We start from the raw sequence: 18,104 nt of genomic DNA on the forward strand, positions 1-18,104 counted from the left end.
AGGCTGAACGACCCTCGCCGGGACGGCACTGATCACCGAACGGACGTCTCCGGCCGTTCGAATCGTGGCGGCTGCGGACGTTGGTGCGGCTCATGAGAGCCTGCTTCGCGACGTTGCAGGCTCGTCGCCTTCGGGCTGCTCGCAGGCGGCAGGGCCCAGTTCGAGCCCTGCCCCCGACCTACTGCCAGTAGCTCTCGACCACTGAAGCGGACCTGGGGACGGCCTCATCAGGGTCTCCGCCGAAGTCCCGCTTCGCGCGACGTTGGCGGAGAAGGTCCCAGCACTGATCGAGTTCCGCCTCGACCGCGTGCAGCTCGTGGTGTTCGGTCCGTTCGTCCAGGGAGCCGTCTGCCCGATGACCGCGCAACGTGTGCTCACGATCGACCAGTGCGGTGATCCGGTCCAGGATGTTGTCGTCGTTCACCGGCTCTCCTCCGGTTGTTGTGGCTGGGATAGACGTGTCTCGGGGTCCGACAAAAATGATGCGACCCGGACGCGAAGAAGGTCGTTCTCGGCCTCCAGGGCGTCAATGCGGTGCCGAAGCGGTTGCAGCAAGGGCGCCACTTCCTCGGCCGTGTAGCGCGGAGTGATGTGCTGAGGGCAGTTCCAGTCGAACGCTTTGACCTCGACGCGCACCTCACGTTCGACGATCGCCCGGTACCCCGGGACCGCGGACGCACTTGACGACGGTCCTCGGTGGCGTACGTCGTCGATGGTCGCGACTCCGAAGATCTTGAGGCGCAGCCGGCGGGCGTAGTCCATGAAGATGATGGATACGCGCGGGTCGTGCGCCACGTTGCCGGTGCTGATGTACTGACGATTGCCTCGGAAGTCGGCCCAAGCCAGGGTGTGCTCGTCGGGGGCGGTCACGAATCCTGGTGGGCCGCCGCGGAACTGGACGTACGGCCAACCGCTGGTGGCGACCGTCGCCAGATAGAAGCCGTCCCGCCCGGCGATGAAGTCTCGTTCGTTGCGGCCCAAGGAATCCTTGATCTGATCGAGTCCATCGGTCTCCGCAGCCTCGGTGTTCGGAGCCGAGCCCGTCCCGTCTGCCGCCCCGATGCTCGAAGGCCCCGGGCCGGCGAGATGCCGGTCCGTGCGGTGGACAGCGCTCCGGCTTCCGTACCGGTCCTGCGCGTCCAGGACCGGCTCGGTGAATGCGATCGAATGGTAGTTGCGGCTCATCTGTCCCCCTCGTCGGAGCGAGCGTCATGCTCGCGGTCTGCTTGTTGTTGCGATGCAGGAAAAGCCGCGACTGGGCGGCCAGGTCGCCGAAGCTACGTGGGTGCAGTGGAGGAAGAGTGAAGACCCTGTGCACCGTTGCGCCGAGCCGGCCGCGCCGACTGCTGGGATGAGACGTCCCGTGACCACTCAGGGGGCGTCTCCGTTCGAACAGCCTCAGACGAGCCGGGCAAGGTCCGGCAGGTTCGGCCGCGCACGTCACCGGGCCGTCTGCGCAGGGCGCAGACGGCCCGGTGGCTCGAGATCGCGTTGCCTACTTGGTCGGCGTCGACCGATCGGCCTTGACGATCAGTGCCTCGACGGTGTGCGGGTTGGTGATCATCGGGAGGTGCCCCGCTTTGACTCTGGTGATCTTGGCCCCTGCGTTCTTGGCCATCGCGCTCTGCAGGGCGACGGGGACGATGTGGTCCTGGGTCCCGAGCAGGTAGAAGCTCGGCAGCGACTTCCAGGCCGGCGCGCCGGACTCGGCCGTGAGCGCGCTGAGGGTGACGGGCCGCTGGGCCGCGGCCATCGCAGCCGCAGCCCGTGCCGGGATCCCGTTCGCGATGGTGCCCGGGAAGACACTCTGCTTCAGGTAGAGGTCGTAGTCGCCGTCCGGAGCGCCCGGGTACTGCACGAAGTCGAAGAGATCAGCCGGGTCGAGCTCGTGGTTCGGGTCCAGCAACCCAAGGATGCTGTCACCCGCGTCGGGAACGAACGCGTTGATGTAGACGAGGGCCTCGACGTCCTTGTCCGACCTGGCGGCGTTTGTGATGACGGCTCCTCCGTACGAGTGGCCGACCAGGACGACCGGGCCGGTGGTTCGGTCACGGAGGAACGCGGCGAGGTACTCCGAGTCTTCGCGTAGCCCGCGCAGCAGAGTCGGCGGCGCGAGGACCTGGTAGCCCTGGGCTTGCAGGTCACTGGTGACCTGCGCCCATCCCGAGGAGTCCGCCCAGGCCCCGTGGACGAGCACCACCGTGGGCTTGGGCTCCGACTCACTCGAAGGCGCCGTGCTCGTCACTGACTGTCGGCCGCCCGCGTTGTCGATCACCTGAGTTGCGGAGACACCGGTCAGGGGCAGCATCCCGATGAGGGTGAGAACGCTGACCGCGTGCAGCCGTCGTGCCCGGAAAATCTTCATTGTGACTCCTGATGAGTTGATGGGATCAAGCGGTATGTCTAGGAAGCCGGAGCGAAGAGGCTGACGTTCTTGTGCATGACCGGTTGAGTGGGAATGACCTGACGACGGTCTCCTGTCCTCCTTGCCGGACGCGGGCAATCGCGGTCCCCGGGTGTCGCGAGGTTCGAGTGCCGCTGGTGCTCTCGGAGCGGAGGAAGGCGCCAGGGGAAGAGCAGCTGTCCGAGCCATCACGGCGGACGGGCACGACGCGCATCCGGCGACCGATGCCAGACGTCGCGACGCGGTCGCGGGCTCGTGGCATGCCGACACCGTCAATCCGGCCGCCACCACCGTGCGGTGAGGCCCGTCGGGTTCGCGAGCCCGTTGATGTCCTGGGTAGCAGGTCTACACAGTCAGGTCGGTCCGTGCGCTTGAGGGAGCGCCGGCCTGTCGGAGGAGCTGCTCGAAAGGTGTCGCTGCGGCGAGGTCCGCGTCGACATGCCGGCGCGGGCCGCCCGCGGCCGCCACGAGGGAGGCGTGGGTCGGCGCGTCGGGCACGTGCGCCGGTCGGCCCTCGGCGAAGCCGGCGCGCAGGTCCGGCAGCAGTTCGCCGAGCAGGTCCAGCTGCTCGAGCACCGTCTTCAGCGGCAGACCGGCATGGTCGATGAGGAACAGCTGGCGCTGGTAGTCGCCGACGTACTCCCGGAAGGCCAGCGTGCGCTCGAGCACCTCCTGCGGTGAGCCCACGGTCAGCGGAGTCTGCGCGGCGAAGTCCTCCAGTGAGGGCCCGTGGCCGTAGACCGGAGCGTTGTCGAAGTACCGGCGGAACTCGGCCACGGCGTCCTGGCTGTTCCTCCGCATGAAGAACTGGCCGCCGAGACCGACGATCGCCTGGTCGGCGGTGCCATGGCCGTAGTGCTCGAAGCGGCGTCGGTAGAGCTCGACCATCTGCCGGGTGTGCGAGGCCGGCCAGAAGATGTGGTTGGAGAAGAAGCCGTCGCCGTAGTAAGCCGCCTGCTCCGCGACCTCGGGGCTGCGGATCGAGCCGTGCCACACGAACGGCGGCACGCCGTCGAGCGGCCGCGGGGTGGCGGTGAAGCTCTGTAGCGGCGTCCGGAACCGGCCCTGCCAGTCCACGACGTCCTCTCGCCACAGCCGATGCAGCAATGCGTAGTTCTCGACGGCCAGGTTGATCCCCTCGCGGATGTCCTTTCCGAACCACGGGTAGACCGGGCCGGTGTTGCCGCGGCCCAGCATCAGGTCCATCCTGCCGTCGGTGAGGTGCTGGAGGGTGCCGTAGTCCTCGGCGATCCGGACCGGGTCTGTCGTCGTGATCAGCGTCGTGGACGTCGAGAGGATGATCCGCTCGGTCTGCGCGGCGATGTAGGCCATCGTCGTGGTCGGGGAGGACGCGACGAACGGCGGGTTGTGGTGCTGGCCGACCGCGACGACGTCGAGGCCGACCTCCTCGGCCTTCTTCGCGATCTCCACCTGCGCCTTGATGCGCTCGTGCTCGGACGGGGTGCGCCCGGTGGTGGGGTCCGTCGTCACGTCACCGACGGAGAAGATCCCAAACTGCATGACCTACCTGCCTCTCATCTCGATATCCAAGGAAGTGTTGGTGACGGGTCGTCCGTCTCGATGGCGACATCGGGAGCGTCGCCGCCGACCCTCGATCCGGGTCCGAGTGGGGGGTCGACGTCGTTCAGTCAGGAGACGACGGCATGCGGACATCCAGCCAACCGTCGTCGGCGACGAGGGAGCGGCCGCGTCCGGCGACCCGGCGCACCAACGGGGGGTGAGGTCCCGCCGCGCCGTCACCGGGGACGGCAGGACAACCGAGCGACCGCGGCGAAGTGGTCCACCAGGTCCACGAGTTCGATGACCGGTGGGCGCCGACAGGACCTGACGTGTTCCCACGTCTCGCTCACGCTCTGCTGCTCGCCAGGCCGGCCGGGTGCGACCGCGACCCGCCCGTGCTCGCCGAGGAGCCGTACCCACCGGGCCATCGCCTCGTCATGGAGCCACCTGTCGTGGATCAGCATGACGGGTCGGGCCTGCGATGCTGCCCTGGGCTCCTCCTGGCGGGTCACGCTCGATCGGGTGCCGGCGTCGTCACACGGTCACGGAAGCGAGTGCCTCGCGGATCACCTGGACGACCTCCGCCGGGTGGGCGTGCATCACCAGATGCGAGGAGTCGACCTCGGTGACCTTGGCCTGGGCGCGCTCGTAGCCGAACCGCTGGACGTCGGGGTTGATGGCCCGGTCGGAGGACGCGACGATCCCCCACACGGGCCGGCCCTTCCAAGCGGCCGTGCTTGCCGGCTCGCCGAAGGCGGCCCCGGCGAGCGGTCGCTGTGAAACGGCCAGGGCGCGCGTGAGTACGGTGTCCACATCCGCGGCGAAGATCTCCGGGAACCTGGAGATGTCCACCGACACATCGGTGCCCGGCTCGTCGGAGCCCTCGACGGGGAAGGGCGTGTAAACGAGGGCCCCGGCCAGCGGCGAGTCGGGGAAGCGGCTCTGCAGTTCCCCGAGGCTCTCGCCCTCGTCGAGGACGTAGGCGGCCAGGTACACCAACCCCACCACGTTGTCCTCACGACCGGCGACGGTGATCACTGCGCCACCGTAGGAGTGACCGACAAGGAGGACGGGTCCCTCGATCTGCCGGACGACGGAGGCGACGTACGCCGCGTCGCCGGCGAGGCTGCGGTTGGGTACGGCGGGAACCAACACCTGGGTGCCGTCGGCGAGCAGTTCGGTGACGACGCGGGCGAAGCTGGACGCATCGGCGAAAGCTCCGTGGACCAGGACCACGGTGGGCGTGTTGGACATGACTTCTCCTTCGGTGAACCGCCGGTGGCGGCAGTGGGAACGCGCCGTCCGGCACGTCCGTGAGATGTCGGTCGCTCCTCGGGAGCTCCTGCCATCGCTTCCGAAGGTAGGGAGGTGCGGTGGACGACTAGTGACCGATCTGTGGACCGCGCCGGCCGGAGTGGGCGCGTCAGAGGTGTTTGCCGAGAAATGCCCGGATGAGAGGCACGACCTCGTCGAGAGCGCTCTCGAGCAGGAAGTGGCCGCCGGCCACCAAGCGGACCTCGGCGTCCGGCAGGTCGGTGGCGAAGGCGAGCGCCCCGGCGGGTCCGAAGATCGGGTCGCCCTTCCCCCAGACGGCGAGCAGCGGAACCTGCCGCTCACGGAAGTATCGGTGCACCTTGGGGTACAACGTCAGGTTGGTGGCGTAGTCCAGGAACAGCGCGAGCTGCACCTGGTCGTTGCCAGGCCGCGACAGTAGGTCGTGATCGTGAGTCCAGGTGGTGGGGTCCACCAAGGTCTCGTCTGTCACGCCCGCGAGGTACCGCCAGCGGGTCAGCTCAAGGGTGAGCGCCTGACGAACCCCGGCCTCGGTCTGGGGGGTCTGTTCTCTCCAGTAGTCGCACACCGTGATGAAGAACTCCGGCTGCAATCCCTCGGCGTACGCGTTGCCGTTCTGGGTGATGATCGCCGTGACCGCATCCGGTGCCCTCAGGGCAAGCCGCCACCCGATCGGCGCGCCGTGGTCGTGGACGAACAGGCAGTACCGCTCGATGCCGAGCTGCGCAAGAAGAGCTCCCGTGATATCGGTGAGCGAGTCGAAGGAGTACGTGAACTCGTCAACCGTCGGTGCGTCGGAGAGCCCGAAACCGACATGGTCAGGTGCCACGAGGTGCCAACGATCCGCCAGCCGTGGGAGGAGGTGCCGGAACATCAGAGAGCTGGCGGGGAAGCCGTGAAGAAGCACCAGGGTGGGCCGGTCTCTCGGCCCGGCTTCTCGGTAGAAGATCTGGTAGCCATCGACCATGGCATACCGGTGATGGATCGTGACCATGTTGTGTGCCGCTTTCGCCCGGTGTTCCCGTTGTCTTGGGGTGCTCACCGAAACGTATTGACGCACTGTGGACGAATTGTGAAATCGCGACGGAGTGACGCGTCCGCCCCGTCAGTCCTTGAGGATTGCGGCCGCGACCCGATCCACCAGCCACCGTGTCCCCCGGTCGACGCCCCACCCGAACGTCTCCACCGCGAGGACCAGTTGAGGGTTGCGGAAGTGGAAGAAGATGATCTTCGCTGCGTCCTCGACCGAGAGTCCCTCGGCCAGGTCGCCGTTGCTGGCGATGCCCTCGACGATCATCTCCAGCGCCTCGATGTGACGTTGGTCGGCGACGTCGAGGAATGCCTGGGCGGCTGGGGAGCTGGGTGCGGCGCGCTCGATGATGCGCATGATGTCGCCGGCCTCCTCGGCGTGCGCGGCGTAGCCCGCAGCCAGGACCTCCAGCTTGGTCCGGCCTGTGGGCGCGGCCGCCGAGTCGGCGATGATCCGTCCCACCGTCGGGCTCGTCGTCCAGATGTCCATCAAGGTCCGGAGCAGCCCCTCCTTGCCTCCGCACTGGGCGTAGACGGTGGCAGGGGAGACACGCGCCTCGCGTGCGATCTTGTCGACCGTGGTCTGCGCGTAGCCGGGCACGGCGTACAGCTTCCGCGCGGCCTTGATGACCTCTTGCCGCGTCATCTCGGCGTACTCGTCACGACGACTTGGTGCTTGGTCTGACAATGTCTCGCTCCCCATCCCGGTAGTGACCGGTGTCTCCGGCCCAGGTGCGTCCGAATGCTCTCATGGGAGTCCAGGCGGCACCGGTCGCGCACTCGAACGCGTCGCGCCTCAGGACGGCCGAGACGCGGATCCGGATCGCGTCCGGCTCGCGTGCGTCGTCGGGGTCGGGCACCTGGCCGAGGACCGCGAAGACGTGTCGGTGAACCCGATCAACCGTGCGGCCAGTCACACGTCCCCGTCCGTCACCGCGCCTCCCCTGGTTGGAAATTCGAGTCTGGCTAGAGTGGCACTCCAGCGTTTAGAGTGTGCGTACACTCACACTAGTACAACTCCGAACCGGCGCGCGGCGAACGGTAGGATCGGGGCCGGGCACCGAAGGGGTCAGACATGACAGCGACGCTCGTCATTCCCGAAAGCACCGACGCGATGAGGGGACTTCCGCTCGAGGGCCCCCTGCGCCTGCAGGTTCTCGGCCCGTTGCGGGTGTGGCGGGGCGAGAGCGAGCTCGAGGCCGGGCCACGCCAGCAGGCGTACCTGCTGGCGCTGCTCCTCGCTCGCGGAGGCCGACCGACCGGCACCGGCGAGCTGATCGACCTGATCTGGGGTGAGGACGCGCCCGCCAGCGCCCTGAACGTGATCCACAAGTATGTCGGCTCGCTACGACGCCTGCTGGAGCCCGACCTGCCCCCTCGAGGAACAGGCGCCTACCTGCTGAAGCGGGGCAACGGCTACCTGTGCGCAGCCGGAGCGGACCTTCTCGACCTCACGAGGTTCCGGCAGCAGTCCGGCGCCGCCCGGACAGCGCGGGCGGAGGGGCACGACGCGGCGGCACTGGATCACTACCTCTACGCACTCCGTCTGTGGAGTGGACCGGCCGGCGATGGGTGGGTGCACGGACCTGCAGCCGCACCGATCTTCGCCGGCCTCAACGACGAGTACTTCCAGGCCTGCATCGAGGCGGCCTCCGTCGCACTGATGCTCGGACAGCCCACGCGAGTGCTGCCGGCCCTGCACCTGGCCGCCGCGATGGCCCCCCTGCACGAACCGGTGCAGGCCGGTCTCATCACGCTGCTGGGCGGCGCGGGTCAGCAGGCGGAAGCCTTGGCCGTGTTCAACGCGGTGCGCAGACGCCTCACCGAGGATCTCGGAATCGACCCCGGGGAGGCCCTCAAGGCCGCCCACCAGCGGGTGCTCACCCAGACCCCCGCGACCCAGGCGTCAGCCGCCCAGGCCCCGGTCACCGAGCCCTCGGGCGCGCCGGCACCGTCTCTGCCGCCGACCTCGCCGACGCCCCCGTCGGGCGACGCCAACCGACTGGTCGGCCGGTCGGACGAGATCGCGGTGCTGCGACGTGCTGTCGAGCCGGCCCTGGAGAACAGCACGGCAGTCGTGCTGCTCGAGGGCGAGCCCGGGGCCGGGAAGAGCCGGCTCATGGAGGAGATCGCCGGCCACGCCGAGGATCGTGGCGCCCTCGTGGTGTGGGGTCACTGCCTCGAGGGCGAGGGCACGCCGACGATGTGGCCGTGGGTCGAGACAGTGTCCAGCCTGCTCGACGTCATGCCAGAGGCACGGTGCGAGCAGTGGCTGGCTCGCGATCTCGGTCACCTCGTCGGCTCCCGCGTGGAGATGTCAGGGGCACCGACGATCCCGGACGGCAACGCCCGGTTCCGTCTGCTGGAACAGGTCGTCGGCCTGATCGCCGAGGCGGCCGGCGAGCGGCCGGTCGTGATGATGATCGACGATCTGCAGTGGGCCGACACGAGCTCGCTACAGCTCCTGGATCATGTCATCTCCCGCCTTCCTGCCGGCACAGCTGTCGTCGGCGCGCTTCGCAACCGGGGCCCTTCGCCCGGCTTGGAGCTGGTCCGGATGCTCGCCGCCGCCAGTCGCGTGACCGGCCACCGGCGGCTCCTGGTCGGCCCCATGAGCCCCGCTGAGGTGGCCGAGCTCATTCACCTCGAGACCGGCGTCCGGCTCGCCCCTGACGTGGCCGCCTCAGTGCACACCCGTACGGCCGGCAACCCGTTCTTCGTCCAGGAACTGGGCCGGCTGTGGGGCTCCGGCAGCGAGCTCACCACGGAGACGGTGCTGCGCGGCACCGTCCCGATGACAGTGCGCGACGTCGTACGCGACCGCCTCGCCGTGCTCGACGGCGACGCACAGGAACTGCTGGAGATCGCAGCACTTGTCGGTCAGAGCGTCGAGCTCGCCCTGCTCGCCCGGATGGCGTCCCTCGACGTGGGCTCCTGCCTCGATCGCTTGGAACCCGTCCGCAGCCTCGGTCTGGTCGGCCCGACGCCCGGCGACCCGTTCTCCTATCGCTTCACCCACGACCTAGTGCGCCAAGCCGTGTCAGAGGCGATCCCGCCGGGTCGCGCGATCGCGCTGCACGGCTCCATCGCGGACGCCATCGAGGAGGTCGGACTGAGCGACGAGTCCGTCGCCGAGCGGGTGGCACACCATCTGTGGTCCGCGGGGCCCGTGGCAGACCCGGCTCGTACCGTTGCGGCCCTGGTCCGCGCCGGCGCTCGAGCCAAGGCGAAGACGGCGTTGGCGGCAGCCGAGCGCCACCTCGGGTCGGCGGTAGAGCTGGCGCGCAGGGCGTCACTTCTCGAACTGGAGCTCAGTGCGCTCTCGCAGCTGATCGCGGTCGTCGGGATGCGCTCGATGTACGGCACGGCCTCCGTCAGCCTGCTGGAGCGAGCAGAGCAGGTCGCGCAGCGCCTCGGGCGCGATCGCGAGGCGGCCGGGTTTCTGTTCTCCCGCTGGACCGCGCACGGCCAGGCCCTCGACCTGGACCGCAGCAGTCCTCTCGCCCGTCGGCTCGAGGAGTTGGGCAGGACCTCCGAGGACCCGGTCGTCCGGTGCTACGGCAGGGCCGCGGCGGGCATCCACGAGTGGTGCCTGGGGAACATCGGTGAGTCCTTCCAGCGGCTGAGCGCGCTGAGCCCCGACCTCCTCTCCGACCACGATGAAGAACACCGCGATTCCGTACGGGACGGCGTGCAGCTGATGGCCGCTGGGATGTTCGCCGAGATCGCGGGCTACCACGGACAGACGGCCCAGGCGCGCGCAGTGCTCGACACCCTGGCGAAGGCGGCAGGTGATGACCCGTACGCGGTCACCGCCGCGACCTCCTTCGAGGCCCGGACCGCCTCGGTGGTCGGCGACCCCGACTGGGCTCTGCGTGCAGCGGAGCGCGGGATCGCCGCCGACCCGCACTTCTCCTTCGCCTCCCTCGGCACCTACCTGCGCCTGGCCCGGTGCTGGGCCCTGGCGACGACCGGACAGGACCCCGCGGCCGCCGCGGACGAAGCCGAACGACTCATTCGCACCAACCTCGCCAGCCCCGCCCGTACCTGCGTCTCGACCTGGTACGCCCTGCTGGGTGAGATGCGCATCGCCGCGGGCTCGCTGGACAAGGCCGCGGCAGCGCTCGACAGCGCCGAGGAGTACCTCGAGCGCTACGGCCAACGTTCCGCAGAGGCGCTGCTCGTCCTCGTCCGCGCGCAGTTGGAGCACGCCGCCGGTGACGACCACGCCGCCGTACGCCTTGCCGATCAGGCCCGCACCGTGGCACTTCGACAGGGGGCGCATCTCTTCGTGCAACGCGCCGACCGGTTCCTTGCCGAATTGGGCGGCGAGACGCCCATGGGCGCGGCGGTCCAGGATCTCTCCGCTCTTCGCCCACCGGGCACTCACAGGTTCTCGACCTGAGCGCGGCGGGGCCGGTCCCGAGCCGCGTCCCACTCAGCGAGCGAGATCGAAACCAATGACTACGTCCGTTGTCTTCATCCATGGCCTGTGGATCCACTCCGTCTCGTGGCGGCCCTGACGGCTCGCCGAGGTCGGCCCCGCCCTCGGTCGCCCCTTGGTGGACACGTTGGAGGACGACGACCTGAACAACCTCGAGGAGATCCGTCCAGGCTCGCGAGGGCGATCAGAGATCAGAATCATCTTCGTCCCCGGCAGAGAAGCGGTCTTTCTCGTAGCCGGGGACAAGGCAGGCAAGTGGTCGCGCTGGTATGACGAGGCGATCCCGCCGGCCGAGTCTCGCTACATGGAGCACCGCGCGGAGAAGAAGGCCGAGAAGACGAAGGAGGACAGGCGATGAGCCCTGCGCGCCGCTGGCAGGAGGTCACGGCTGAGGCCCACCGGCTCCATCCCGAGCCGGCCGCTCCCGAGCGTCGGGCTGCCGCCGAAGCCGAACTGGATGCATACGTGGCGGGCTATCACCTGAAAGAGCTGCGTAAATCACTGGGCAGAACCCAAGCCGAGGTCGCCGCCGCTCTCGGCATCTCCCGGTCACGGGTCTCCCAGATCGAAAACGGCGACCCCGACGCCATGGAGCTGGAAACTCTCCGGGCCTACGCGGCCGCGCTGGGCGGACACGTCGAAGTGACGATCAGTGTCGGCCCGCACCCCGTCAAGGTCGCCTAAGGTGAACCGGGCTCATCCGGGACAGTCCCTCTCTGCGGCATACAGGGTCGCTCACGGTGCCGCCCCGGATACACGGCTAAGACCAACGGCATGGTGATGTACAAAGCCCCATCCAGAAAGCTTGGATGGGGCTGTTTTGGCTGGTGGGCACTACTGGGTTCGAACCAGTGACATCTCGCTTGTAAGGCAACCAACGCAGCCCTCTGGCCTGGCACCTCATAGGGATTGAACTGCCGGAACCGTCCACCACGGTCCCCGCTCGTCCGCTGGTGTCCGTCCCGATTGTCACCCAGTTGGTCACCCGCTTCTTGCGCGACTCGATCAGCACGCAGCCCGCCGCTAGCCACCAACTGGTGTTCAACGCCGCACCGGCGGTTCGCCGAACCTGCCACCCCGGACGAGGGCGCCAGCTGCGATCTCTTCGACTGTCGAGCAGGGGCCGGGACGTGGTCCCGGCCCCTGGGGGCCCGACGATTGAGGCTGCTGGCGAAGGGGTCAGTGCTGGTGCTTGCCGCCGTCGCTGCGCCGGCGCTGCAGCGTGAACTGCTCGAACACCTTCAGCTCACCTGTCGGGGTGATCACGTTGTAATAGGTGACATAGATCCGGGTCATGTCGCCCGGGTGGCGGCCCGGGTCGACGGCGAACTCGGCGAAGCCGTAGGGGTGCATGTCGTCGCGGACACCGATCCAGACCGCGGCCTCCTGCTCCTTGACCGAGTTGTACTTGCCGACGTGCTCCATCTGGACGTACGCCGAGTGGTGGCCGTGGCCGTCGTAGTCGTCCATCGTGAAGCTGGTGTTGGTGACGCCGGAGACGCCGCCGCCGCCGAGGACCATGTGCGTGGTACCGAACTCGCTCTCGACGACGTCGGTGGCGCTCTGGCTCGGGTTGGGCGTGAGGGTGGCGCTGCCCGGCACGACACCACGGACGGCCAGCGAGCGCTCGTAGTCGTGCTCGTGGCCGCACACGACCAGGTCGACGCCGTACTTGTCGAACAGCGGGCCGTACGCCGCACGCAGCGCCAGGTCGGGGCCGTTCGCCGCGGTCGCGGAGCTGATCATCACCTGGTGCATGCAGACAACGATCCAGTCGATGTCCTTGGAGGCACGAGCCGCCTTGAGCTCCTTCTCCAGCCAGGCGAGCTGACGACCGCCGGAGTAGCCGCGGTTGTAGATGTCGCCACCCTCCTGCAGCGCGATCTCGTCGTTCTGCAGGGCGATGACCCGGACCGCGCCCACCGTGAAGGCATACCAGAGGTTGTCCAGCTCGGGGTCGGTCTCGGTCGAGGGCAGCTCGAAGTAGGTCTGGAACGCGTCGAAGCCGAGCACGCCGTTGCCGGCCTCGATCTCGTGGTTGCCGGCGCACGGCATCCATGGACGGAACCGCGCCGAGCGGCTGTTGTTGGTCAGGTAGTGGTTCCATGTGCGAACCCGGTCGGGGCCGCTGTTCGCGTAGCACAGGTCGCCGTTGAGCAGGTGGAACAGCGGACCGACCTTCTCCACGCCCGTGACGATGTCACCGGCGGCCGGAGTGGCGTTGGGCTCGAAGTCGCGGCCCGAGGCGTCGACCGGGTTCGAACCGTTCTTCCATGTCACCGTCGGCGAACCCTGGTCGCCGAAGCTGGTGAACGTGAACGGCGCTCGACCCGACGGCGCTGTGTGGAACGTGCCCGCGTCCGGCGTCGCGCCGTCGTGCTGGGCGGCGTAGAGGTAGTCGGTGTCGGGCTTGAGCTTGCTCAGCAGCGCGTGGTGCGCCCAGACGGTCTTGCCCGACTGTCCGTCGGTGTAGGACTTCGTGACCGCGGACGCCGTGGACCCGAAGCCTCTGTTGAGCGTGCCGTAGACGACCCGCGGGTTCTTCACCTTCTCATCGGTGATCCACGAGACCACCATCTGGCTGCGCGGGTCGCCACCGAACTGGAGGTGCAGGCCCTGGACCGGCGTGGAGCCCGAGCCGTTCCTGAGGCTTCGTACCGCCGACGAGGCCGGGGACGCCTCGGCCACACCTGCACCGAGCAGCATCGGCCCGGCCGCGACACCAGAGGCTGCCGCCCCGAACACGCCGAGCGCGTTGCGGCGCGAGATTCGAGTCTGCTTTCGTTCTTCGGACATTCCCGTGGCCTATCAATCGTCGGAGGCTAATCGAGCACCGAGGGATGGCAGCAGTCCGAGCCCGAGAGGGCCGCGGGAGGCCATCGGCGCACGTCGCAGATGCTAGGGAGCAGGCTCATCAAAACGGCTGCGCAGGCATGAACGACAGATGGCAGTCACGGCAACAGACAGCAGCACAGGCCACGCCCTGGGCCATTACCGATGGCCACTGACGCTCGCAACATCCGTGCCGTTGATAAGGCGAGAGGGGATGCGAACCCAACCCGCAGACCTGGCTGCCATCCCGTCTGCCGCCGACCCGCCCTCCGGGAGCGGGCCGCCGCCCGGTCCGCCACGTCAAGCGGACCTTGACGCACGTTCTGACGCTGGCGGGCCGGGCGGGGGTCTGCTCGGCTTGCCAGGGTCGTCGGCTGGCGGGATGGCCCTGCGCAACCACCCACGGACCGCAAGGCGCGGACGGAGCCCCGGCCATGCCCCGGCAGTTTCCCCCGTAGGCCTGGTGCTGCCCCAACTGACATGGCCACAGGCCTGATCGTCCCGCCGGAGAGGGCAGCCGGATGGGGAACCGCCCAAGCCAGCCGAGCGCTCCCTAGGAACCTCTTCCTTATCGGGCAATGGCAACATGTTCGACCTGGCCTTACAGGGGTTCCACCTGCGGAGACCGTCCGCTGTCGTCCGTCAGTGTCCGCAGGCGTTCGGGGTCGTTGTCACTCGGTTGATCACTCAGTCACAAGCGGCGGTGGATCTGTCTCCGCCAAGCAGCAACCTTCTGAAGGGAGACACCAAGACCGTTAAGTCCCGTCGCTCTCTCAAGCTCCCTCAGCGGTGCGTAGAGGCACTGCGGGCGCTCCGGGAAGAGCAGGAGAAGTCCAGCGGTAAGGAGGTGGAAGCGGGCCTTGTCTTCGGCACCTCGACGGGAACGGTGATGAGTGCGGGCAACGTGCGCCGCGACATACGGAAGATCCTTGAGAAGGCGGGACTCCGTGGCACCGACTGGACCCCTCGCGAGATGCGGCATAGCTTCGTCTCGCTGCTGTCGGACTCCGGCGTCCCGATCGAGGACATCTCTCGCCTCGTCGGCCACCGGAATACAGTGGTCACGGAGATGGTCTACCGGAGGCAGATCCGCCCGGTGCTCATGCAGGGCGCGGAGGCCATGGATGACATCTTTAAGAGTTAGTCACTCACGCCCCGTTTCCATGATTGGAGACGAGGCGTTTTGGCTGGTGGGCACTACTGGGTTCGAACCAGTGACATCTCGCTTGTAAGGCGAGCGCTCTACCGCTGAGCTAAGCGCCCGGGAAATCCCGTCGGACACACGGGACAACACCCTACGCCACCCAAGGGGATTTCAGTACATCGAGCGGCCACGTGGCGCCCGCGTCAGGAACTCCGGCGGCGCGCCAGCCCAGGAGGGCCGCACCGAGCATGCCGGCGCGAACACCCAGGACCGCGGGGCGGAGGGGCGGTGCCTCGCGGAAGGCGAGGCGGCCCTGGAGGCGTTCGGCCAGGGGGTCGGACAGGAGGCGTCCGGCTTCGGCCAGGCCGCCGCCGAGGACGATCGCGGAGGGATCGAGGAGCAGCGTGTAGGTGGCGAGGGCGAGGGACAGAGCCTCGACGGCGTCGTCCCACACTTCCATCGCCACGGGATCACCGGACGCTGTCAGCGCGGCGACCTGCTCGGCCGTGACAGGCACGGCAAGCGGGACGGGCGAGGCGGCAGAAGCGGGCGTGGCGAGCGAGGTGGGCGTGCCGGACGTGGCCGGCGTGGCGGCGACGCGGGCGGAGTAGCGGCGGCCCACGGCGGAGGCGGAGGCGTAGGTCTCCAGGCAGCCGATCTGGCCGCAGGCACACGTCTCCCCGTTGGGAAAGACCGGGATGTGCCCGATCTCCCCGCCCCAACCGGCGGTCCCGCCGTACGGCTCGCCCTTCAGGATCACCGCGCCCGCGATGCCGGTGCCGATGGGCAGGAACAGGAAGTCGGAGAGTTCGCGGCCCGCGCCGAGCACGCTCTCGGCGAGACCGCCGGTGCGTACGTCGTGACCGAGCATGACGGGCACGTCCAGCGGGACGAAGTCCGCCGCGGGAACGTTGCTCCAGCCGATGTTGGCGGAGTAGAGCGCCGCGTCCGCGGTGACCAGGCCGGGTACGGCCAGGCCGACCCCGGCGGGGGTACCGCCGCCGGCGACGGCGAGCTCGTCGATGAAGGACCGGATGGCTTCGACGACGACGGCGGGGCCCTTGTCGCGTGGGGTCACGCGGCGGTCGGTAAGGATGATCTCGCCCGAACGACCGACGAGGCCGCCCTTCATGGACGTGCCACCGACGTCAAGGGCCACAACGAAGGAGCTCATGCACGCATCCAGCGGGTCGAAGGGGCGGAACCGAGCCTGACGACCTTAGCGCACGTCAAAATGACCGCCTCGCTCCACTATGCCCATAGGCGCACGTGGAGCGGGTTGATGAGCGTCACCAGGCCCATCGGTACGCATGAGGTGGATCAACGATCCTCAACGGGCTCATAGGCGCCCTCGAAATGAGTCAACGAGCATCACCGGTTCATCGGTGCACGTGAAGTGAATCAACGCACGTGAAGTAAATCAACGAGCGTCACCGGGCTCATCGGTGCCTTCGACGCGAATCTACGAACATCCCTGGCTCATCAGCGCGCTCGACGTGGATTCACCAGCGCCGGCAGGCTCACCGGCGCACGGACACGCTCAGTGAACCCGGCCGAGGACCCGGTTCAGTGCCGCCTCCACCTCGTCAGCGAGGCCGGGCGCGTGGGACACCGCGAGCTGGTCGCCGCTCCGCGCGAGCCGTACCGAGCCGCAGGACTTGCATTCCACCTCGCCGAGCCGGCAGATGAGCGCGACGGAGCCGCATGAGGAGCACGCGTCGAGGTTGAGGTCGTGTGCGCGCTGGCAGTCCGGGCAGATGAGCACCTGCGTTTCCTGGCGCACCCCGCGTTTCCACGGGCTCGCACCACGGACCGGGTCGGTCTGCCTGGCCCCGCAGGAGAAGCAGGGCATGATCGCCTCCGAGAGGTCGAGACCGACGGACGCCACGCGGGCGTCTGCCGGATCACCGCTTAGGAAAGTTCGGCGAGCACCTTGCGGTACTCGGCGATGTCGCGCGCCTGCGGGGTCGGGTTCACCACGCTCCAGCGGACCACGCCCTCGCCATCGATGATGAAGGTGCCCCGGGTCGCGAAACCCTTCTTCTCATCGAAGACACCGTACGCCCGCGCGACCTCCCCGTGCGGCCAGAAATCGGAGAGCAGGGGAAAGTTGTAACCTTCCCGGTCCGCCCACGCGCGGTGGCTGAACATGGAGTCGACCGAAACGGTGAGCACCTGGACGTCTTCGGGCATGGTCGCGACGAACTCGTCGCGGATGGCGTTGAGCTCACCGCTGCACACGCCGCTGAACGCCAGGGGGTAGAAGATCAGCACGACTTTTTTGCCCCGGTGGTCCGAAAGCTTGACCGGAGTGCCGTACTGGTCCTTCAGCTCAAAGTCCGGAGCCTGCCCCCCCACCTCGACCGCCATGCCCCTGAGTCCTTTCAACGGATAACGAGCACCCATCGTCCCGCCGTACGGCTCGCGTGAGCCGCACGGCAGGACGGACCCTCAACGGCGCGTCTTGGGCGTGGCCAGCCGCGTCCCCGACCAATCAGGGGCGGCACTGATGCTTTTGGTATCCGAGAGGCCTGCGGTCTTGGCGTTGTCCCCGATATCACTGGGCTCCACGTGCCCGTCCCTGCCAACCTTGGGAGTGAGCAGCCAGATCTGGCCGCCGTCACTCAAGTTGGGAAGCACTTCGCTCAGGGCGTCGAACAGATCACCGTCGTCATCGCGCCACCACAGCAGCACGACGTCGACGACGTCCTCGAAGTCTTCATCGACCAGCTCGTTACCGGTCAGCTCCTCGATGGAGTCGCGCAGTTCCTGGTCGGCGTCTTCATCCCATCCGACCTCCTGCACCACCTGACCCGGCTTGAGGCCGAGCCGTTCGGCCAGGCCGCGTTCGCCTTGCGCCTGACCCGCGGTCGCGCTCACGTTTGTCCCTCCTGCTTGAATGGCCCCGCAATCACACGGTGCTCAAAGTGCTTCGGCACAGTCCACACGCTGTGACCCTCAGTCGTCAACGGTCGCCACGGCAACGAGTGTGCTACGTATGAATTAGTCCGACAAAAATGACAAACGGACCTGGCGTTCCCGATTGTCGATGTTGAGATCCACTACGGCGATGGATTGCCAGGTTCCCAGCGCGAGCCGCCCCGACAGAACCGGGACGGTGGCGTACGGAGGAATGAAGGCCGGCATGACGTGCGACCGTCCATGCCCTCTGGATCCGTGCGCGTGCTTCCATCTGTCATCGGCCGGAAGAAGGTCCTTCAAGGCCGTGAGCAGGTCATCGTCGCTACCCGAGCCCAGCTCGACCAGCGCGATCCCCGCGGTCGCGTGGGGCACGAAAACATGCAGCAGACCGTCGCCCCCACATGACCGGACGAAGCTCTCGCACTCGGAGGTGATGTCGTGCACCCGCTCACGGGAACCCGTTACCACCTCGATCGTCTGAGATCTCACATACTGATCCTACGATCCATCCTGAG

General features: G+C 68.0%; 17 protein-coding genes, 1 tRNA gene and 1 pseudogene. 4 read left to right on the plus strand and 15 right to left on the minus strand.

The features are described from left to right. Positions 1-178: 178 nt before the first annotated feature. The 8 genes from DKM19_RS34300 to DKM19_RS34335 form a co-directional block, all read right to left on the minus strand. Positions 179-424, minus strand: a complete 246-nt coding sequence (locus DKM19_RS34300; RefSeq protein ID WP_110701518.1) for a DUF2630 family protein — start codon at positions 422-424, stop codon at positions 179-181. Then, the gene (locus DKM19_RS34305; protein WP_204358364.1) at positions 421-981 is read right to left on the minus strand and encodes a pyridoxamine 5'-phosphate oxidase family protein; all 561 of its coding nucleotides are present in this window, start codon (positions 979-981) and stop codon (positions 421-423) included. The genes DKM19_RS34300 and DKM19_RS34305 overlap by 4 nt, the downstream gene beginning before the upstream one ends. 514 nt (positions 982-1,495) lie before the next feature. Further along, the gene (locus DKM19_RS34310; RefSeq protein WP_204358365.1) at positions 1,496-2,365 is read right to left on the minus strand and encodes an alpha/beta fold hydrolase; all 870 of its coding nucleotides are present in this window, start codon (positions 2,363-2,365) and stop codon (positions 1,496-1,498) included. Positions 2,366-2,749: 384 nt separating this feature from the next. Next, entirely contained in the window at positions 2,750-3,925 is a 1,176-nt protein-coding gene (locus DKM19_RS34315) for an LLM class flavin-dependent oxidoreductase (protein ID WP_204358366.1), read from the minus strand. 236 nt (positions 3,926-4,161) lie between these two features. Further along, positions 4,162-4,437: a hypothetical protein gene (locus DKM19_RS34320; RefSeq protein ID WP_162641977.1), complete on the minus strand. Its 276-nt coding sequence runs from the start codon at positions 4,435-4,437 to the stop codon at positions 4,162-4,164. 22 nt (positions 4,438-4,459) lie between these two features. Continuing rightward, on the minus strand, positions 4,460-5,179 hold the full coding sequence (locus DKM19_RS34325; RefSeq protein WP_110701524.1) for an alpha/beta fold hydrolase: 720 nt from the start codon (positions 5,177-5,179) through the stop codon (positions 4,460-4,462). A 169-nt stretch (positions 5,180-5,348) separates the two neighbouring features. After that, the gene (locus DKM19_RS34330) at positions 5,349-6,212 is read right to left on the minus strand and encodes an alpha/beta fold hydrolase (RefSeq protein WP_110701526.1); all 864 of its coding nucleotides are present in this window, start codon (positions 6,210-6,212) and stop codon (positions 5,349-5,351) included. A gap of 111 nt (positions 6,213-6,323) precedes the next feature. Further along, on the minus strand, positions 6,324-6,893 hold the full coding sequence (locus tag DKM19_RS34335) for a TetR/AcrR family transcriptional regulator (protein WP_162641978.1): 570 nt from the start codon (positions 6,891-6,893) through the stop codon (positions 6,324-6,326). Positions 6,894-7,322: 429 nt separating this feature from the next. On the opposite strand from DKM19_RS34335, the gene DKM19_RS34340 reads away from it, so the two are divergent. The 3 genes and pseudogenes from DKM19_RS34340 to DKM19_RS34350 all read left to right on the plus strand — a co-directional run bounded on the left by DKM19_RS34340 (position 7,323) and on the right by DKM19_RS34350 (position 11,375). After that, on the plus strand, positions 7,323-10,652 hold the full coding sequence (locus DKM19_RS34340; protein ID WP_204358367.1) for an AAA family ATPase: 3,330 nt from the start codon (positions 7,323-7,325) through the stop codon (positions 10,650-10,652). A gap of 133 nt (positions 10,653-10,785) precedes the next feature. Next, a pseudogene (locus tag DKM19_RS34345) lies at positions 10,786-11,049 on the plus strand (type II toxin-antitoxin system RelE/ParE family toxin); the annotation flags it as partial. Beyond that, positions 11,046-11,375, plus strand: coding sequence for a helix-turn-helix transcriptional regulator (locus DKM19_RS34350; RefSeq protein ID WP_110701532.1), 330 nt, complete (start codon positions 11,046-11,048; stop codon positions 11,373-11,375). The pseudogene DKM19_RS34345 and the gene DKM19_RS34350, both read left to right, overlap by 4 nt. Before the next feature lie 495 nt (positions 11,376-11,870). On the opposite strand, the gene DKM19_RS34355 is transcribed toward DKM19_RS34350, so the two are convergent. Then, the gene (locus tag DKM19_RS34355; protein WP_110701534.1) at positions 11,871-13,487 is read right to left on the minus strand and encodes a metallophosphoesterase family protein; all 1,617 of its coding nucleotides are present in this window, start codon (positions 13,485-13,487) and stop codon (positions 11,871-11,873) included. A gap of 622 nt (positions 13,488-14,109) precedes the next feature. Between DKM19_RS34355 and DKM19_RS34360 the strand changes: the two genes are divergently transcribed. Next, positions 14,110-14,667 (plus strand): tyrosine-type recombinase/integrase, encoded by a 558-nt coding sequence (locus DKM19_RS34360; RefSeq protein WP_239513732.1) that lies wholly within the window; start codon positions 14,110-14,112, stop codon positions 14,665-14,667. A gap of 44 nt (positions 14,668-14,711) precedes the next feature. On the opposite strand, the gene DKM19_RS34365 is transcribed toward DKM19_RS34360, so the two are convergent. From DKM19_RS34365 to DKM19_RS34390, 6 genes are all read right to left on the minus strand, one after another. Next, positions 14,712-14,786: transfer RNA gene (locus DKM19_RS34365), tRNA-Val, on the minus strand. Positions 14,787-14,818: 32 nt separating this feature from the next. Then, positions 14,819-15,841 carry an ROK family protein gene (locus DKM19_RS34370; protein ID WP_110701536.1) on the minus strand — a complete coding sequence of 341 codons (1,023 nt, stop codon included), beginning with the start codon at positions 15,839-15,841 and terminating at the stop codon, positions 14,819-14,821. Positions 15,842-16,207: 366 nt separating this feature from the next. Further along, positions 16,208-16,555 (minus strand): hypothetical protein, encoded by a 348-nt coding sequence (locus tag DKM19_RS34375; protein ID WP_239513733.1) that lies wholly within the window; start codon positions 16,553-16,555, stop codon positions 16,208-16,210. Positions 16,556-16,578: 23 nt separating this feature from the next. Continuing rightward, positions 16,579-17,037 (minus strand): peroxiredoxin, encoded by a 459-nt coding sequence (locus tag DKM19_RS34380; RefSeq protein ID WP_110701538.1) that lies wholly within the window; start codon positions 17,035-17,037, stop codon positions 16,579-16,581. A gap of 81 nt (positions 17,038-17,118) precedes the next feature. Next, complete coding sequence (locus DKM19_RS34385) at positions 17,119-17,547, minus strand: DUF3052 domain-containing protein (RefSeq protein ID WP_089211288.1); 429 nt, start codon at positions 17,545-17,547, stop codon at positions 17,119-17,121. 123 nt (positions 17,548-17,670) lie between these two features. Beyond that, positions 17,671-18,078 (minus strand): secondary thiamine-phosphate synthase enzyme YjbQ, encoded by a 408-nt coding sequence (locus DKM19_RS34390; RefSeq protein WP_110701540.1) that lies wholly within the window; start codon positions 18,076-18,078, stop codon positions 17,671-17,673. Positions 18,079-18,104 lie beyond the last annotated feature (26 nt).

The organism is Streptosporangium sp. 'caverna' (assembly GCF_003203775.1).
In the GTDB taxonomy this organism is placed as follows: Bacteria; Actinomycetota; Actinomycetes; order Streptosporangiales; family Streptosporangiaceae; genus Streptosporangium; species Streptosporangium subroseum.

Excerpts from the sequence above, each read along its gene's own strand:
- DKM19_RS34350 (WP_110701532.1), top strand. The coding sequence starts at position 11,046 with ATGAGCCCTGCGCGCCGCTGGCAGGAGGTCACGGCTGAGGCCCACCGG.
- DKM19_RS34330 (WP_110701526.1), bottom strand. The coding sequence starts at position 6,212 with ATGGTCACGATCCATCACCGGTATGCCATGGTCGATGGCTACCAGATC.
- DKM19_RS34340 (WP_204358367.1), top strand. The coding sequence starts at position 7,323 with ATGACAGCGACGCTCGTCATTCCCGAAAGCACCGACGCGATGAGGGGA.
- DKM19_RS34315 (WP_204358366.1), bottom strand. The coding sequence starts at position 3,925 with ATGCAGTTTGGGATCTTCTCCGTCGGTGACGTGACGACGGACCCCACC.
- DKM19_RS34325 (WP_110701524.1), bottom strand. The coding sequence starts at position 5,179 with ATGTCCAACACGCCCACCGTGGTCCTGGTCCACGGAGCTTTCGCCGAT.
- DKM19_RS34355 (WP_110701534.1), bottom strand. The coding sequence starts at position 13,487 with ATGTCCGAAGAACGAAAGCAGACTCGAATCTCGCGCCGCAACGCGCTC.
- DKM19_RS34370 (WP_110701536.1), bottom strand. The coding sequence starts at position 15,841 with ATGAGCTCCTTCGTTGTGGCCCTTGACGTCGGTGGCACGTCCATGAAG.
- DKM19_RS34360 (WP_239513732.1), top strand. The coding sequence starts at position 14,110 with ATGTTCGACCTGGCCTTACAGGGGTTCCACCTGCGGAGACCGTCCGCT.
- DKM19_RS34335 (WP_162641978.1), bottom strand. The coding sequence starts at position 6,893 with ATGACGCGGCAAGAGGTCATCAAGGCCGCGCGGAAGCTGTACGCCGTG.
- DKM19_RS34380 (WP_110701538.1), bottom strand. The coding sequence starts at position 17,037 with ATGGCGGTCGAGGTGGGGGGGCAGGCTCCGGACTTTGAGCTGAAGGAC.
- DKM19_RS34310 (WP_204358365.1), bottom strand. The coding sequence starts at position 2,365 with ATGAAGATTTTCCGGGCACGACGGCTGCACGCGGTCAGCGTTCTCACC.